Origin of the sequence: Flavobacterium sp. WC2416 (assembly GCF_041200095.1) — a bacterium.
In the GTDB taxonomy this organism is placed as follows: Bacteria; Bacteroidota; Bacteroidia; order Flavobacteriales; family Flavobacteriaceae; genus Flavobacterium.
This window is the reverse complement of record NZ_CP165626.1, coordinates 684893-702645: the sequence shown is the minus strand read 5'-3', so window position 1 is coordinate 702645 and position 17753 is coordinate 684893. Positions and strand designations below refer to the sequence as shown.

16 protein-coding genes and 1 pseudogene are annotated in these 17753 nt (G+C 34.0%); 5 read left to right on the top strand and 12 right to left on the bottom strand.

The window, feature by feature from the left end; translation table 11 throughout:
• Positions 1-124: 124 nt before the first annotated feature.
• The 4 genes from AB3G39_RS03075 to AB3G39_RS03060 all read left to right on the top strand — a co-directional run bounded on the left by AB3G39_RS03075 (position 125) and on the right by AB3G39_RS03060 (position 4976).
• The gene (locus tag AB3G39_RS03075; protein WP_369765988.1) at positions 125-1768 is read left to right on the top strand and encodes a carboxylesterase/lipase family protein; all 1644 of its coding nucleotides are present in this window, start codon (positions 125-127) and stop codon (positions 1766-1768) included.
• Between the two features lie 199 nt (positions 1769-1967).
• Positions 1968-2378, top strand: coding sequence for a hypothetical protein (locus AB3G39_RS03070; RefSeq protein WP_369765987.1), 411 nt, complete (start codon positions 1968-1970; stop codon positions 2376-2378).
• Between the two features lie 74 nt (positions 2379-2452).
• Positions 2453-2869, top strand: coding sequence for a hypothetical protein (locus AB3G39_RS03065; protein WP_369765986.1), 417 nt, complete (start codon positions 2453-2455; stop codon positions 2867-2869).
• A gap of 145 nt (positions 2870-3014) precedes the next feature.
• Complete coding sequence (locus tag AB3G39_RS03060) at positions 3015-4976, top strand: transglycosylase domain-containing protein (protein WP_369765985.1); 1962 nt, start codon at positions 3015-3017, stop codon at positions 4974-4976.
• A 117-nt stretch (positions 4977-5093) separates the two neighbouring features.
• Here the strand turns inward: AB3G39_RS03060 and AB3G39_RS03055 are convergent, their stop codons facing one another.
• The 3 genes from AB3G39_RS03055 to AB3G39_RS03045 all read right to left on the bottom strand — a co-directional run bounded on the left by AB3G39_RS03055 (position 5094) and on the right by AB3G39_RS03045 (position 8032).
• On the bottom strand, positions 5094-6131 hold the full coding sequence (locus AB3G39_RS03055; RefSeq protein ID WP_369765984.1) for an aldo/keto reductase: 1038 nt from the start codon (positions 6129-6131) through the stop codon (positions 5094-5096).
• Positions 6132-6285: 154 nt separating this feature from the next.
• Entirely contained in the window at positions 6286-7227 is a 942-nt protein-coding gene (locus AB3G39_RS03050) for an OmpA family protein (RefSeq protein WP_369752768.1), read from the bottom strand.
• A 40-nt stretch (positions 7228-7267) separates the two neighbouring features.
• Positions 7268-8032 (bottom strand): exodeoxyribonuclease III, encoded by a 765-nt coding sequence (locus AB3G39_RS03045; protein WP_369752769.1) that lies wholly within the window; start codon positions 8030-8032, stop codon positions 7268-7270.
• A 136-nt stretch (positions 8033-8168) separates the two neighbouring features.
• Here AB3G39_RS03045 and AB3G39_RS03040 point away from each other — a divergent pair, with 136 nt between their 5' ends.
• A complete protein-coding gene (locus tag AB3G39_RS03040) occupies positions 8169-9971 on the top strand; it encodes a GNAT family N-acyltransferase (protein ID WP_367755921.1) in 1803 nt (600 codons plus the stop codon).
• Between the two features lie 64 nt (positions 9972-10035).
• Here the strand turns inward: AB3G39_RS03040 and AB3G39_RS03035 are convergent, their stop codons facing one another.
• The 9 genes and pseudogenes from AB3G39_RS03035 to AB3G39_RS02995 form a co-directional block, all read right to left on the bottom strand.
• Entirely contained in the window at positions 10036-10317 is a 282-nt protein-coding gene (locus tag AB3G39_RS03035; RefSeq protein ID WP_367755923.1) for a TM2 domain-containing protein, read from the bottom strand.
• 455 nt (positions 10318-10772) lie between these two features.
• Positions 10773-11723, bottom strand: a pseudogene (locus AB3G39_RS03030) (2-hydroxyacid dehydrogenase); the annotation flags it as partial.
• 115 nt (positions 11724-11838) lie between these two features.
• Positions 11839-12222 carry a Dabb family protein gene (locus AB3G39_RS03025; RefSeq protein ID WP_367755925.1) on the bottom strand — a complete coding sequence of 128 codons (384 nt, stop codon included), beginning with the start codon at positions 12220-12222 and terminating at the stop codon, positions 11839-11841.
• A gap of 282 nt (positions 12223-12504) precedes the next feature.
• Positions 12505-13338 carry a hypothetical protein gene (locus tag AB3G39_RS03020; RefSeq protein WP_369769677.1) on the bottom strand — a complete coding sequence of 278 codons (834 nt, stop codon included), beginning with the start codon at positions 13336-13338 and terminating at the stop codon, positions 12505-12507.
• Positions 13339-13388: 50 nt separating this feature from the next.
• Entirely contained in the window at positions 13389-13781 is a 393-nt protein-coding gene (locus tag AB3G39_RS03015) for a hypothetical protein (RefSeq protein WP_367755929.1), read from the bottom strand.
• Positions 13782-14234: 453 nt separating this feature from the next.
• The gene (gene proC, locus AB3G39_RS03010) at positions 14235-15011 is read right to left on the bottom strand and encodes a pyrroline-5-carboxylate reductase (protein WP_369769676.1); all 777 of its coding nucleotides are present in this window, start codon (positions 15009-15011) and stop codon (positions 14235-14237) included.
• A 47-nt stretch (positions 15012-15058) separates the two neighbouring features.
• Positions 15059-16468, bottom strand: coding sequence for a magnesium transporter (gene mgtE, locus AB3G39_RS03005; RefSeq protein WP_367755933.1), 1410 nt, complete (start codon positions 16466-16468; stop codon positions 15059-15061).
• Positions 16458-17237, bottom strand: coding sequence for a 16S rRNA (adenine(1518)-N(6)/adenine(1519)-N(6))-dimethyltransferase RsmA (rsmA, locus tag AB3G39_RS03000; protein ID WP_367755935.1), 780 nt, complete (start codon positions 17235-17237; stop codon positions 16458-16460). The genes mgtE and rsmA overlap by 11 nt, the downstream gene beginning before the upstream one ends.
• 154 nt (positions 17238-17391) lie before the next feature.
• A complete protein-coding gene (locus AB3G39_RS02995; RefSeq protein ID WP_367772561.1) occupies positions 17392-17703 on the bottom strand; it encodes a DUF4286 family protein in 312 nt (103 codons plus the stop codon).
• Between the last annotated feature and the right edge of the window lie 50 nt (positions 17704-17753).

Here is a 17753-nt window from a genome sequence, read left to right as displayed (position 1 = left end):
CTAATTGAAATCATTTTTCACAATAAAGCTCAAAAAACGAACAATTTAAACACAATATTTAGTTTTTTTCTTGTAACTATTTATATCTTTTACGAACTAATAAATATACTAAAAAACTAAAAATATGAATCTAAAAAAAACCTGTATAGGGATATTATTACTTGTAGCACCTATAATTTCAAAAGCACAACATGCCGAAAATCAAAATGCCTTCCCTGTTCAGATAACCACCACAAATGGAATTATTGAAGGTGAATTTGATATAAAAACTAATATTCAAAGTTTCAAAGGAATACCATTTGCACAACCACCAGTAGGCAATTTGCGTTGGAAAGCACCTCAACCAGTAACAAACTGGAACGGAATAAGACAAACCAAAAAATTTGGACCAAGAGGAATCCAATCTAATGTTTTTGGTGATATGGGTTTTAGAAGTGATGGAATGAGTGAAGATTGTCTTTATCTTAATGTGTGGTCACCCGCAAAAACATCAACTGATAAATTACCCGTTTTAGTTTATTTTTATGGTGGAGGATTTGCCGCTGGTGATGGATCAGAAAATAGATATGATGGAGAAAACATGGCCAAGAAAGGAATTGTAACCTTAACTGTAAATTATCGATTAGGAATTTGGGGCTTTTTCTCTCATCCAGAATTAACCAAAGAATCTCCCAATCACGCTTCTGGAAATTACGGCCTATTAGATCAAAATGCAGCCTTGAAATGGGTTCAAGCTAATATTGCAAAATTTGGCGGAGATCCAAAACGAGTAACTATTGCTGGAGAATCTGCAGGTTCTATTGCTGTGAGTGCACAAATGGCTTCCCCATTATCCAAAGGTCTTATTGCAGGAGCTATTGGCGAAAGTGGTGGTTCTATTTATCCTACTTTAGCACCTGTACCTTTAGCTGAAGCTGAAAAAACAGGCCTTGATTTTGCACATAAAATCGGTGCTTCTACTTTAAAAGACCTCCGCGCTATGTCCACTTTTGAACTATATCAAAAATCACTTGGAACAAGTTTAGGCGTATTCAAAACCACAATAGATGGTTATTTTTTACCCAAATTACTGCCTGAAATCTTTGAGGCTAAACAACAAGCAATGATTCCTTTGTTAGTAGGATGGAACTCCGAAGAAATGACCTACAAAGCATTAACAATGGGTAAAGACATCAATAATGAAACCTACATCCAGAAAGTAAAAGAACTGTATCCTGACAAAGCAGATCAAGTGCTTCAATTATATCCTGCAGGTACTGTAGAAGTAACGGAACAATCAGCAACTGATTTAGCTGGTGACCGTTTTATTGCTTACAGCACTTGGAAATGGTATGATTTACATCGAAAAAACAGCACGCAACCTATCTATCGCTACTATTATACCCACCCAAGACCAGAAATGCGAGACAACAGTCTAGAAGCTGGTCTTGCTGGAGGTGTGATCAAGAAAAACTCAAATACCCCAAAGGCACCAATCCCAAAAGGCGCTGTTCACTCGGCTGAAATTGAATATGCTATGGGAAATTTAAGCAGTAATAAAGATTATGCATGGTCGGAAGATGATTATAAAGTTTCAGAAACTATGATGAATTATTTTGCTAACTTTATAAAAACGGGTAATCCAAACGGGGATGGACTTCCAAAATGGCCTATGGCAAAAAATGAAGAGCAACCTGAAATTATGATTATTGATGTCAATTCAAAATCAAAGAAGACTGAAAATGATGCCCGCTATTTATTTTTAGACAAAGAATATTCAAAAAAATAAGTTTAAAATATATTAAAAAAAAGAGGATGTCCTTAAAAGGGTGTCCTCTTTTTTTATACCTAATTAAATGTAATACAACCTCTAGAATTAAATTCAAAAGCACTCACTTACAAGTATTTAACTATAATTTATATTTTTATTACCATTGTTTTTTTGTAAATTTATAATTCTGAAAAAAAAATACTTAAAGGGCTCTAACATGGAACCATCCGACAAAACAATGGTACGTTTCTACCAGCTACTTGGCAAACTATTTTATTGTATTGCAGCTGCGGATAACACCATTCGAAAAGAAGAGATAAATCAATTAAAAAAAATCGTCCAGAAAGAATGGCTTCCTTTAGAAAACACATTTGATGAATTCGGTTCTGATTCGGGCTACCAAATTGAAATCGTATTTGATTGGTTAATTAACAACCAGTGGGACATAGAGAACGTTTTTTTTGATTTTAAAATTTTTAGAGAAGAGCATCAACACTTATTTACGACCACCATTAAAGAATTAATTTTAAAAACTGCTGAAGCTATTGCAAAATCATTTTCGGGTAAAAATAAATCCGAACATGTTTTAATCAGTAAATTGATTGCTATTCTACAAGAAAACTACTAATTGAAATATATAATGTCTTTGTTAAAAAATTAAAAAGGATTAAAAAAATCAATATAATTTAAAATTAAAAAAACATGAAAAAGCAAACTGGTATTTGGATTGACTCAACAAAAGCAATCATAGTGACTTTGAATGATGGTAAGGAGTTTATATGTGAAATTCAATCGAATTTAGAAAACAAAGTGTATCATGATAAAGAGGGAGACAAAGGAAGTTTTCAAGGAAACCAACACATTAATTCGGACAAGACTTTTGAAGAAAGAAAAAAACATCAAATGAATAATTTTCTTAAAGATGTTGTTAACTCTGTTCAAGAATCAGACGAGCTTTATCTTTTTGGTCCAGCTGAAACCAAGATTAAACTACAACAAAAAATCAATGATGACAAATTAACCAGTAACGGAAAATTAAAATCTGTGGAAACATCAGATAATATGACTTCCAATCAGATTGTTGCCAAAGTCAAAAAATTCTATAGTGAACCACATTAATTATCTATTCAATAAAATTTATTTAACAAAGCCACAATTCAAATCATTGTGGCTTTTATATGCCTAAAAGATTATAACGCTTTAGGCTAAAATTCAAACTATTCATTTAAATTAGCCATTTATTTATAAAAAAATAATGATATCCATGAAAACCAAAAAAGGAAAGATAATGATTGCAGTAAAAATAATTGCTGCCTTGTTTGTGGTTCTTTTTTGTCTTTTTTATCTATTCCGAGATTCTCTTTTACAACAATCCATAGCGCAAGTTTCTACTAAAATCGAACAGAAATACAATTGTAACTTAACCATAAAAAAAGCTTCTTTTACAGGTTTAACAGGATTAGAAGTAAATGAATTAACATTGGTCCCAAAAAATGCAGATACCCTCTTTACGATTCAAAAAATGCAAACCAGTATTAACTTTTGGCATCTATTTTTAGGAGACATCCAACTAGGGACTTTAAAAATAAACAATGGATTAGTACAACTAGTCCAAAAAGGAAAAGTGAAAAACTTTGCCGCCTTTTTAAAGAAAGACAGTACCGATATACGTACTGGTGAAAAACGAGATTATGCAGCCTTTGCGTATCGCATTATTTCCAAAGCACTCAATCTAATTCCTACGGATATGAAAATTGAGAATCTCAAATTTAAACTTGATGACAACGGAAAAAAAGCTACTATTGACATCAAAAAATTAGTGTTGGAAAATACTAAAATAGAGACATCGATAAATGTACAAACCAACACATTTGCACAACGATGGAAAATCAAAGGCTACGCAGATCCTCGAAATAAAAAAGCAGACCTTCAGTTTTTTAATATTGATACTGGTGCCATAAAAGTGCCTTATTTTGACGAGCGTTATAACTTAAAATCAAGTTTTGATTCCATCCGATTGAACATTGAAAATATTGATAAAAGTGGAGGAGAACTGCATATTGACGGCTTCACTTCGATTACCAATCTAAGAATCAATCACCCAAAAATTGCCAGTAAAGATGTCCTTATAAAAAACGCTCGCTTTGACTACCGTTTGCTTTTAGGTTCCGATTTTATTTCGATAGACAGTAGTTCTACAGCACAGTTTAATGCCATAAAATTTCATCCCTATGTAGCGTATGAAACTGAATTGGATACGATTTACAAACTCAAAGTAAACATCCCAAAGATGAAAGCACAAGACTTCATCTCGTCTCTTCCTGACGGTTTGTTTACTCATTTTCAAGGAATGGAAGCCGAAGGAACATTTGATTATAAATTAAATTTTAAATTCAACAAAAACAAACCAGACCAACTTGTTTTTGATAGCAATTTGAAAAAAGAAAATTTAAAAATTACAAAATATGGCGAAGCCAATCTCAACAAACTCAATGGTGAATTTGTCTATAGAGCTATCATTAATGATGTTTTACAACGTCCTGTATTAGTAGGAAATGCCAATCCCAATTATACCCCACTGGATCAAATTTCGCCTTACTTAAGAAAATGTGTGTTAACTACGGAAGATCCTTCTTTCTTTTCTCACCATGGTTTTATTAATGAAGCATTCAAACAGTCCATTGTAAAAAATATAAAAACCAAGAAATTTTCTAGAGGCGCCAGTACCATTAGCATGCAATTAATAAAAAATGTTTTTCTTACAAGAGAAAAAACGGTTTCCCGAAAACTGGAAGAAATCCTATTGGTTTATATCCTAGAAAATAACCGAATTGCAAGCAAAGAGCGCATGCTTGAAGTATATTTTAATATAATCGAATGGGGACCAAATGTGTATGGAATTGGAGAAGCAAGTCGTTATTATTTTCAAAAAACTCCTGCTGAACTTACCTTAAATGAATGTTTGTATCTGGCGCGAATTATTCCAAGTCCAAAAAAATTCATGTACCAGTTTAATGACCAAGGGCAGTTGAGAGATTTCGCTAACAAACAAGTCTCCTTCTTAACGAATATAATGATACGAAGAGGGTTAATTCCTATTGAGGACACTATTTACAAAAGACTTCCCATCGTAATTTCTGGTCCTGCAAAATCACTTATTCGATTAAAAGTAAGAGATACTATTCCTGTCGATTCATTGAAAGTGAGTGATGAATTTGAGTTTTAAAATCTCCGTAAAACTCTCAAAAAAGACCTAAAGATAGTACTGATTTTTGAATTCCATAAAAAAAGCCTACAAAGAAATTTTTTGTAGGCTTTGCATAAAAAATATTACAATTAAAAATCAGGGCGCCGGATCAGGTATAATAGCCTGAACTTCATTTATTGCTTGCAAGACCTCATCCGATAATGTTACGTTAATTGTATCAATATTTTCTTTTAATTGCTCCATTGTAGTAGCACCAATTATAGTACTGGTCAAGAAAGGCTGTTGTTCAACAAAAGCCAAAGCAAGTTCTGTTAAGGTCAAGCCATTTTTAAGTGCTATTTCCTGGTATAATTTTGTTGCTTGCGTACATTGTTCACTACTGTACCTTGAATACTGTGGAAACAAGCTTAACCTTGAATTAGGATGCTTTTCACCGGTTAAAAACTTACCAGACAATACACCAAATCCCATAGGCGAATATGCCAACAAACCTATGTTTTCTCTTGCGCAAACCTCAGCAGAAGCACTTTCAAAAAGTCTATTCAATAACGAATATGGATTTTGAATTGTTTTTACTCTTGGCAAGTTATTGTATTTATTCTCCTCTAAGAAACGCATGATTCCCCAAGCATTTTCGTTAGAAAGTCCAATGTGCTTAATTTTTCCTTCTTTAATGAATCCGTCAAGGGATTCTAAAACTTCATGAATATTATCTTCCCATTGATCGTCTTGTAACGTGAACCCGCGTTGCCCAAAATAATTGGTTTTGCGTTCTGGCCAATGCAATTGGTACAAATCGATATAATCGGTTTGTAAACGCTTTAAGCTATTGTCTAATGCATACTTGATACTTGCAGGCGAAAAATCATTTTTTTCACGCATGTAAGTGAAATTAGGATTGGGTCCTGCAATTTTAGACGCTAAAACTATGTCTTCCCTTTTTCCTGATTTTTTAAACCAAGTTCCAAGAATTTTCTCTGTACTTCCGTATGTTTCTTGACGTGCTGGAACGGAATACATTTCGGCCGTGTCAAAAAAATTAACACCTTGTTCCAGAGCATAATCCATTTGCGCATGACCTTCTAATTCATTGTTTTGCTCTCCAAAAGTCATTGTTCCAAGGCAAATTTTGCTGACTTTTATATCGGTATTGGGTAAAGTAGTATATTTCATTTATTGTAATTTTAAAAGATAAAGATACAAAGGTAAATTTTATTAGTGGAGTTGTCAGAAGGTATTAACAGATCTTTTAGAAACGTTTACACCAATAAAAAAAGGTTCAAAGTAAAAACTCTGAACCTTTCAATCTTAAATATTTGTTTCTTTTTTAATTGATTTCATTCAACATTTCAGCAATTTCATCCAATCTTGGAGTAAGAATAATTTCGATTCTTCGATTCTTCGCTTTCCCTTCAGGGGTAGCGTTACTAGCGAGTGGAGAAAACTCTCCTCTTCCTGCAGCCGTAAGATTTTGCTTGTTGATTGCTTTGTTTTCACTCAAAATAGCCACAATTGCAGTTGCTCTTTTAGTTGATAAATCCCAGTTATTAGCAATTGGTCCTGAGCTAGAAAAACCATCATCATCCGTATGTCCTTCAATCAAAACCGAAATATCTGGATTGTCACCCAAAACTTTTCCTAGTTCTACTACCGCTTTTTTTCCTTCGGCACCTACTGAATAACTACCAGAATTAAAAAGCAATTTGTTTTCCATAGAAACATACACCTTTCCGTTTTTTTGCTCTACCGTCAATCCTTTTCCTTCAAAACTGTTTAACGCTTTAGACAATGTTTCTTTCAACTTTTTCATAGCCGCTTCTTTGGCAGCAATCAAAGATTCCATTTCTTGCAAACGTTGCGAACTTTTATTTAAACGTTCTTGTTCTATCGCCAAAGCTTTTCCTTTAGCATCCAGTTGAGCCAATAAATCACGATTTTTACCCATGTTAGCCTGCAAAGCCTCATTACTGTTTTTCTCTAATGCTTTATACGATTCTTGCAAAAGATCCATTTTACTTTGTAAAGCACTGTTCTCTGCAAGCCATTTATCGCGCTCTTGTTTTACTTTATCCAAATCTGTTTTTAACGCAGACTGATCCAGTTCCAACTGATTTTTATCTTTCAGCAACGCATCTTTATCATCCGATAAGGTTCTGTTTTCCTTTTTTAAGTCGGTATACTTGTTTTCTAAATCCGTATATATTTTCTTAGACACACAAGAAGTGGATAGTGCCATAATTAATAATCCAATTGAGATTCTTTTTATCATTTTTATAATTTAAAGATTAAGTTGTATTTTATTTTAAAATCTATTCTACTTCTACTAAAACGGGACAATGGTCAGAATGTTTTGCCTCGGGTAAAATTAGTGCTCTTTTTATTCTGTCTTTTAATGGTTCACTCACTAAACAATAGTCAATACGCCAACCTTTATTATTCAATCTTGCAGTAGGAAAACGCATAGTCCACCACGTATAATTATCAGGTTCTTTGTTTAAAAAACGAAAACTGTCAATAAATCCATTTTTTAAAAATGCATCAAGCCAAGCTCTCTCTTCGGGTAAAAACCCAGATGTTTTTTTATTCCTAACCGGATCATGAATATCTATTGCTTCATGACAAATATTATAATCTCCACAAATCACCAAGTTTGGAATTTCCTTTTTCAATTCCGTAATATAATTTTGAAAGTCATCCATAAACATAAATTTATGACTTAACCTTTCGCTATTTGTTCCTGATGGCAAATACAAACTCATTACTGATACATCATCAAAATCAACACGTAGATTACGTCCTTCAAAATCCATGTGCTCAATTCCTGTACCAAAAACGACATTGTTTGGTTTTATTTTCGATAAAATCGCCACACCACTGTATCCTTTTTTAGTAGCAGGAAACCAATAATGATAGGGATAACCCGCAAGCTCAAAATCCAACAATGGAAGTTGCTCAGGTGTTGCCTTAATTTCCTGCAAGCAAATCACATCGGGATCAGCTTGTTGCAACCAATCTATAAATCCTTTTGAAATTGCTGCACGAATTCCATTTACATTATAAGAAATAATCTTCATTTATATAAAATTTTGATTTCCAAAAATACTAAAAATTAAAAAGCTTAACCTATAAATAACAAGAAAATCCGATGCCTGAATGAGTAGTTAATCGAGTTTTTTTCTATCTTTGTTTTTCGCTCAAAAACAAAAGTAAATGGGTTTAGTTACCGCCAAAGAAGTTGCAAAAGCAATAAATGCTGAAAAATACGGAGTTTTAGGAACTTTTACGGGTTGGTTATTAATGAAAGTGTTAAAAATTTCTACTCTTAATAAATTTTATGATAGCAACAAACATTTAAAGGACGTAGAGTTCTTAAATGCTATTATCGACGATCTACAAATAAAATTCGAAATTCCAGAAGAAGACTTAAAACGATTGCCAAAAGAGGGCGCTTATATCACCATTTCAAACCACCCACTAGGCGGAATTGATGGTGTTTTGTTATTGAAATTAATGCTCGAAAGAGAACCAAATTTCAAGATTATTGCTAATTTTCTTTTGCATCGTATTGCCCCTTTGAAAGATTACATCATGCCTGTTAATCCGTTTGAAAACCATAAGGATGTCAAATCAAGCGTGGTAGGAATTAAGGAGACATTACGCCACCTAAGTGACGGAAAACCTCTAGGAATGTTCCCGGCTGGAGAAGTTTCCAGTTATAAAGACGGGCAACTCATGGTGGACAAGCCATGGGAAGAAGGAGCTATAAAAGTAATTCGAAAAGCACAAGTACCTGTTGTACCAATTTATTTTCATGCTAAAAACAGCAGACTTTTTTATCTTCTTTCTAAAATTAGCGACACGTTCCGCACGGCTAAACTACCTTCAGAAGTTTTTAGCCAAAAACATCGTGTGATAAAAGTGCGTATTGGAAAACCTATTTCGGTAGCGGAGCAAAACGAGCATGTATCGATAGAAGCCTACTCTGAATTCTTGAGAAAGAAAACATATATGTTAGCTAATCCATTTGAAAAGGAAAGTAAATTACTGAATACGCCAAGTTTAAAAATACCAAAAAGTCCAAAAGAAATCGTTACTCCTGCTAATGGAGAAAAAATGATTGCCGAAGTAAATGCGTTAAGAGATACGGATTGCCGACTATTACAAAGTAAAAACTACGAAGTCTTTTTTGCGGAAGCAAGCAAAATACCTAATGTTCTTCATGAAATTGGCCGCTTGAGAGAAATCACTTTTAGAGAAGTAGGTGAAGGAACAAATGAATCTATTGATTTAGACAAATTTGACCAATATTACCATCATTTATTCCTTTGGGATGAAGATGCTAAGAAAATTGCTGGTGCCTATAGAATGGGATTGGGTTCTGAAATTTATCCAAAATACGGAATGGAAGGTTTTTACTTGAATGAACTTTTCCGTTTTGAACCTGAGTTGCATGATATGATGTCTAAATCTATCGAAATGGGCCGGGCTTTTATCATCAAAGAATACCAACAAAAACCAATGCCTCTTTTCTTATTATGGAAAGGAATTATTCATACGACTTTGCGTTTTCCAGAGCACAAATTCTTGCTTGGCGGTGTGAGTATTAGCAATCAATTCTCAGATTTTTCTAAATCATTGATGATTGAGTTTATGAAATCAAATTATTACGATCCCTACATTGCACAATACATCCACCCAAAGAAAGCATATAAAGTAAAACTAAAAGACGCCGATAAAGATTTCATTTTTGACGAAGCCGAATCGGATTTAAATAAATTTGATAAAATTATTGATGAGCTTGAGCCTGGTGTGTTACGTTTGCCGGTATTGATCAAAAAATACATTAAGCAAAATGCGAAAGTAGTGGCTTTCAATGTAGATCCCTTGTTCAACAATGCTGTTGATGGATTAATGTACATTAGAATTGCTGATATTCCTGAAAGCACAATGAAACCCGTTATGGAAGAGTTTCAAGCAGAACTCGAAAGAAAACTGGTCGATAAGGAAGATTAAAAAACAAGGCTTCTATATATAAGTATAAAAAAAGTCTCGACAATGTTGAGACTTTTTTTATGTCTTAAAACCACCCTTTTTTATGTACTTGATAGGTTTGATAAAACTCCTCGTCTGATTTTGTTAAATAAATAATGCCTTCAATTACCCCTAATAATCCTGTAACAGATCCAAGTGTAAAAAGACTAATGACCAACCAAATAATTCCTTCGGAAGTATATCCCAATAAAAATTTATGAATCCCAAACGGACCTAAAAGTATCGCTAATAATCCTGCCGCTAGCCTTTTATTGTCTTCTTCTACTGGTTGCGGATTGTTCCAATGTTCTTGTTTTGAATGCTCCATGACAACTATAATTAATTGATTTCGAGTATTAAAAGTATTAAATTTTATTTAAAAACACTGTCAATAGGCTCCCAAAGTTCAATTTTATTTCCTTCGATATCTACAATCCAACCAAATTTCCCATAATCGTACGATTCCATTTCGCCTACCACTGTCACACCTTCCTGTCTTAATTGCAACAACAGCTTCTCGAGATTATCGACTCTAAAGTTTTGCATGAATTGTTTTTCGCTTGGCGCAAAATAAGTAGTATCATTTGCAAACGGAGACCATTGTGTTGAACAATCTAGCCCTTTGTTGTCCTTCCACCAAAAAGTGGATCCATAGTCATCTGTCTTTAACCCAAGATACTTTCCGTACCAAGCCACTAGTTCTTTTGGATTTTTAGATTTAAAAAAAATACCGCCAATTCCTGTAACTCGTTTTTCAGCTATTGTATTTTCAGGAGTTCCAAAATATTTTGCTTTGATTTTATCTACAATTACTTGTGCCAGTCGTTCGTGACTTTCAAAGGTCCAACCAGCTACATGCGGAGTCAAAATTACATTTGGTGCTTCTAATAAATACTGAAAAGCTTCAGGCGTGTTTTCCTCTTGAAATAAGGTTTCAAAAGACAATTTCTCATATTCCAACACATCTAATCCTGCTCCCATAATTTTACCCGATTGCATAGCAGCAACCAAATCAGTAGTAACAATGTTCTTTCCTCTCGAAGTATTGATAATCCAAAACGGCTTAGCGAATCCATTAATAAAATTAGCATTAACCATTTTATTGGTTTCTGGCGTCCATGGAATATGTAAACTCACCACATCTACTTTTTGCTTAAATTCTTCTAATGACACTTGTTTTGCATTGGAGTCACCCACATTTTCTAAAATGTCATAACACAACACTTCCACCTCAAAACCGCGTAGTTTTTTAGCAAACGATTTCCCCATGTTTCCGTAGCCAATAATCCCAACGGTTTTTCCATCGAGTTCATGACCGCGATTGCTTTCCCGATTCCAATGCCCCGAACGGATTTCTCTATCAGCACTATTCAGTTTATTGAACAGCGAAAGAATCATTCCTAAAGTATGTTCAGCAACGGCGTTTCTATTTCCTTCAGGCGCAGCAATAAGCGTCACGTTTTTAGTTTCGGCATAATCACAATCAATGCTTTCCAGACCAGCGCCTACACGAGCTATAAACTGTAAATTTGTGGCTTTATCTAAGAATTGCTTGTCAATCTTGAAACGACTACGGATAACGATGCCGTGATAATCTTGAATTTTGGCTTCAATTTCCTCTTTGGAAGAAGTGAAATCCTCCTGATTGGTAAAACCTAGGGTTTGCAATTGTCCCCATAATATAGGGTTATTGCTATCGATATGAAGTATTTTAATGTTTTCTGGTTTCAACATTGTTCTATAATTTAATGTTGTTCAAAGTTACAAATCTTAATAGTGAAATTGCATGATTTGTCTGCTGGATTGTAAGAATCAAGTTCCAATTATAAAATAGTATAAATAAGGGAATCTAGTTTGTAGCCCAATAATCAAAAACCGTCACTTTATCTGGCGCTGGATTTAAAAGCGCCACAAAAGCTTTGTGAGCTGGATCAATAAGATACGCATCCCTATCTGCTTCACTAGTAAATGTCAAAGTAAAACAATGCGTCAAACCATTATTTAAGTTTTCAGGACTATTATTAGTTCCCCATTCGAATGCCTTTATAACTGGGATTTTATGTTGTAAATCACTCAATGCAGCTACCACTTTATTGATATATGCAGGATCTGTATTTTCATTCCAACCAAACATAACCACATGACGTAGCAATTGTTTATTATGGGTTTTTTGGGCATTTACTGTAGCACAACTTGCCATAAATAGTAACGTAATTATTAATACTTTTTTCATTTTGTCTTTTTTTTGAAATATACGAAATATTTCAATCCTTTAACTGGTAGAGATAAGGTTGTTCTCTAAATGAATTTAGCATTCTTTTTGAATTAAATTTTAATTATCTAAATGCAAAAAAAGTGAATTTTTATTGATAATGGCTCCCGAGTTTTTTTTCTATTGAAGGTAAATCTTTTATATATTGCTTCGCATCCCATTTCATTTTCCATACTTTAATATATTCAGACAGAGGACTGAGATATATTTCTCCTCTTCTTTTATCAACATTCTCTGGATCTGTCAATGGTAAAATATAATATGTTTTGTTTGTGGATCTTGACCAACTTGAGTTCCATAAATTTGTTTTTTATTTTGCATGGTAAGAAATCGATCCTCATACATTGCCAAATATTCTGGCATTGACTCTCCTTTTTTAACAGACTCCTTAATTAAAGGCAAATACTTTTTACTGTCTTTTAAATCTAGACTCATAACTAGAGCTGATAAAATATACTCTCCTTTCAAACCTAATAAATCAGAGCTTGGCCAACCATCCTTAGCAATAATAGCATCTATTTTTTGTTTAATTTTTGTCTTTCCCTCGTCAATTGTTTTATTAAAAGCGAGCATTTTTTGCGTATTACTCCCATTCTTAGTTACAAATTCAGGCATATCCTTTAAAAGATTTTGATTTTCATCATTTAAAGCCTTTAATTCGGCTACCAAAATAGAATTTAGCTTAGCTTCCTTTTTAAGTTTATTTCGTTTCACTTCCTTTAACAAGGCTGCCCAACGTTTGTCATTATGAAGAGATGCTAAATCTTCATCAATAATTGTATGATCGTAATTTGTATAACTTCTTTTTATTTCCTTTGATTCGAGTTGATAAAATGAACTATCTGGAACTTTGGCTAATGCCCATGAACAAGCAGCGTTATATCGATCATTGGCTCTAATTTTCCATCCCTTAATTTCAAATGCTCTTGAGTATACCAATCCCGAATTTAAATAGTCTTTTGCCTCGTAAAGCGAATCTGCTTTAGTAACTAGTTTATAATATTCATTGGATGGATTTTGTCCGAATGAAACAGAAGTTGTTAAGATTAATAGGATAAGATTGGTTATTTTTTTCATTTTAATTCTACTGTTGTTAACTTCTAATAATAAATTTCCAAGTTAGGAAATTATTGCTTAACATATTCAATTTGATAACAATCGTAACACTCGTCACTCAAAAACAATTTTGCTCCTTCTACACTAAATGATTGACTAGGTTTTCCTGAAAGATAAACTAACATTGGTTTCTTTCCTCCAAAAATAGATTCTTTAGCTTGAATTGAATAGGATTCAGTTGTTGTTAAATTTCCGTTTTCATAGGTTTTTACTTCTGACTTTGAAATTTCAACACTCATGGATTTATTTGTGGAACTTGGAGTTGTAGTTTCTCCAGTTATGCCTCCGCTAGATTGAACCCAATCCCATTTTCCAACAATAGAATTAGCAACCATAGTCGATTCACTTGTTGAACAACTAAACAAAGTGAAAATTAACGCAAAGTATATTAAAGGTATTTTCATAATTATTGTTTTAAATATGATACAAATTTATCCAATTGGTTGCGTACTTTTTGACTTATTTATAAGTTACTTCCTGAGTTATTATTAAAAAAAGCAATTTGATTTTATCGATAATATCAAATGATACTATTAAAAGTAGTTTTGTTTCTCCATTGAAACAAATATAATCATTGTTAATTAAGCTAATTGGCTTAAAAACTACCACAAAAGCCAACAAAACTAAAGAGTATGGTGATTTGCCTCAATTGTAATAAAAAAGATTTTTGAATAAAGAGTAACGATTGCTGATTTTTGATTTGAAAAACCAAACTCAAAACACATTCGAGGCTGCGTGAGGGATAGAAGCTAGCTACCGAAGTAGCGCGGATAGCTCGACACCATTAAAAAAAGGGTCTTATCAACATTCCTGCTGATAAGACCCTTTTTATTAATTGGGGCACGCCCAAATAATTATTATCCTTTGATTTGTTTCAATGAAGTTTTTATTCCGCGTATTAAGGACGAACTGAATCCGTGCATTTCCATTTCGTTTAATCCCGCAATGGTACAGCCTTGTGGCGTAGTTACACGGTCGATTAATTGTTCTGGATGTACTTGTTCTTCCATGACCATTTCGGCTGCTCCTTTTACTGTTTGTGCTGAGATAGCCAATGCGGTTTTCCAGTCAAATCCTATTTCGATTCCAGCTTGCATTGACGCACGGATGTAACGCAAGGCAAAAGCGGTTCCAGAGGCGGCAAGTACTGTAGCTGCATCCATTAATTTCTCATCAATTATAGGCGCTGTCCCTAAATCTTTGAAAAGAGCGACCGTATTTTCGGCTTTCTCTTTGTCTTTTTCATGAAAAGCAATACAGGTTGCTGAGGCACCAAATTGGGACGCAATATTTGGCATGATTCGGATGGCGCTATTGCCTGCTCCTATCTTGTTTTGTAAATTTTCTATTGACAATCCGCTTACAGCTGAGGCGATTACTTTGTTGGAAATTACGGGAAGAATTTCGGCCAAAACAACATCTACTTGATATGGTTTTATGGTTAAAATAACGATATCAGCTTCTTGAATTCCTTGTGTATTATCCGTAGAAACCGTTATGCCCTGTTCTTCCAAATATAAAATGCTGGCGGTGTTTCTTCTTGTAATGGTGATTTGATTTCCTTGCGAAAATTTAGATAATCCTTTTGCGATGGCAACTCCTAAGTTTCCTCCGCCAATAATATGTACTTTCATGCTGGTTGTGGTTTATTAATTAATAAATTTTAAATTCAGTCTGGTTTTCATAATAACTTCCCTTTTAATAATAAGGAAGCAATTGTAAAATAAATAACCAAACCTGTCACATCTACCAAAGTTGCTACAAATGGTGCTGAAGATGTTGCAGGGTCTAATCTAAGTTTTTTTAATAAAAAAGGTATCATCGAGCCTGAAAGTGTTCCCCATAAAACTATAAATACTAATGAAATTGAAACCGTCATTGCAACCGCAACCCAATGAATACCATATTGATACAATCCCGTTTGTTGCCAAATCATTATTCTAATAAATCCTACAATCCCTAATATAGAACCCAATAAAAATCCTGAGGCAATTTCTTTTTTCATTACAAACCACCAGTCTTTGAGGTCTAATTCTTTCAACGCCATAGCACGAATAATCAAAGTGGCGGCTTGTGAACCAGAATTCCCCCCACTCGAAATGATAAGTGGAACAAACAGTGCCAAAACAACCGCTTTTTCGATTTCTCCTTCAAAAAATCCCATTGCCGAAGCGGTAAACATTTCTCCAACAAATAAAATTACCAACCAAGTGGCCCGTTTTTTGACCATTTCGAAAAGTCTTGTTTGCACATAGGGTAATTCAAGTGCTTCCAAACCACCAAATTTTTGAATATCTTCGGTATCCCTTTTTTCTATTTCGTCTTTTATGACATCAATCACATCATCAATCGTGATGCGACCTACCAAACGCCCCAATTCATCCACAACTGGAATAGCTTCGAGGTCGTATTTATCCATTATTCGGGCTACCTCAACATCAGCCATTTCAACACCTACATAATTCAGTTTTCGAATATAAAATTCGCTTATTGGCGTTTTGGTAGTTGGCGCCGTCAGCAAATCCTTCAGCGACAAACGTCCCTTGAGCTTATTGTCGTCATCAACAACGTAAATTGAATGTACTCTGGAAATATTTTCTGCCTGTATTCGCATTTCTTTTACGCAAGTCATCACGTTCCAATTCTCATTGACTTTTACCAATTCTTTGTGCATGATTCCACCCGCTGTATCCTCGTCATAACGCAATAAATCGACAATACTTTTGGCGTGTTCAATATCTTGAAGTTCCGATATTACCTCGGCTTTTCTATCCTTGGAAAGCTCTCCAATAATATCGGCCGCATCATTGGTTTCTAACTCATCGAGCTCCTCTGCAATTTCTTTCGAAGACAATCGGCTTAATATTTTCTCTCGTAAATCATCGTCCAATTCAAGGAGAATTTCGGCTGTTTTCTCACTGTCTAAAACTTGGAAAATATAGGTAGCTTCCTCGATGCTAACCTCATCCAGAATTTCTGCAAAATCAGCATGATGCATATCATTCAACAAAACTTCCAGTTGCTGGTTATTTTTTTCTTGAATAAGTTGTGCTATTTGCTGAATTAAGTCTTTACTGATTTTAAATTCCATCGGCTTCAATTTTTTGGGTCAATGCTATAAATTGTGCTACATCCAGCTGTTCTGGACGAAGATCAAAGATAGGATCTTCTCGTAAATTATCGGATAAGTTTAGCGTTTTTAAACTGTTACGTAATGTTTTACGACGTTGTTGAAAAGCGGTTTTCACTACCGTAAAAAATAACTTTTCGCCACAAGGCAAACTGTAATCTGCTTTTCTACGCAAACGCAACACCCCTGATTTTACTTTGGGTGGCGGAATAAAAACATTTTCGTCAACAGTAAATAAATATTCAGCATCATAAAATGCTTGCGCCAAAACTGATAATATTCCGTAGGCTTTTGTTCCTTTTTTTTCACAAATACGTTGCGCCACTTCTTTTTGGAACATCCCTGCAAATTCAGGAATTTGATCTCTCATTTCCAACGTTTTAAAAACAATTTGTGTCGATATATTGTACGGGAAATTCCCTATAATCGCAAATTGTTTGCCTTCAAAAACTTCATTGATATTGTATCTCAAGAAATCTTTTGAGATAATCTTGTCTTTTAATTTTGGATAATTTTCATCTAAGTATGTAACAGATTCTGTATCAATCTCGATTACATACGTATTTATGGGCTTGTCTAACAAGTATTTTGTTAACACTCCCATTCCAGGTCCTATTTCTAATACATCATCATACCCTTCTAGGTTCAACGTATCAGCAATGTCTTTAGCAATGCTTTCGTCTTTCAAGAAATGTTGTCCGAGGTGTTTTTTGGCTTTTACTTTTTCCATGTTTTGTGTTTAAAGTTTAATGTTAAAGTTCCAAGTTTCCCAACTCAATACTTATTCCTTAAACTATTTTTTAAATTAGAGAAGATCATTTGCTTCCTCTAATGTAGCTACTAAATTCCTTTTTGATGCAGAAACACCTAAACTGAATACTTATTTAATGATCCGAAATCACTTCTAATTCTGTTCTAAAAGCCAGCATTTTGTCTCCAAATAATTTTGCTCCTTCTTCACGAAATCCAGGGGCATCTTCTTGGTAATATTTTTCTAATGTTTCTTTGCTGTCTGTAGTATATTGAGCCGAATAGGTAACTCCGCCCATTTCTTCCTCTATCAAAACGCGAACTAATCGAGCAGAAGAGAATTTCCCTGTGGCCAGAATTTCAGGTATGTGTTTGTGTTGCATCCAGATCATCCATTGATCGTGAACGCTTTCATGTATGTTTGTGGTAACGTTGTATATTATCATGTGTTAATTGGGTTAACTGGTTAATTGTTTAATCGGTTAACCAAATAACC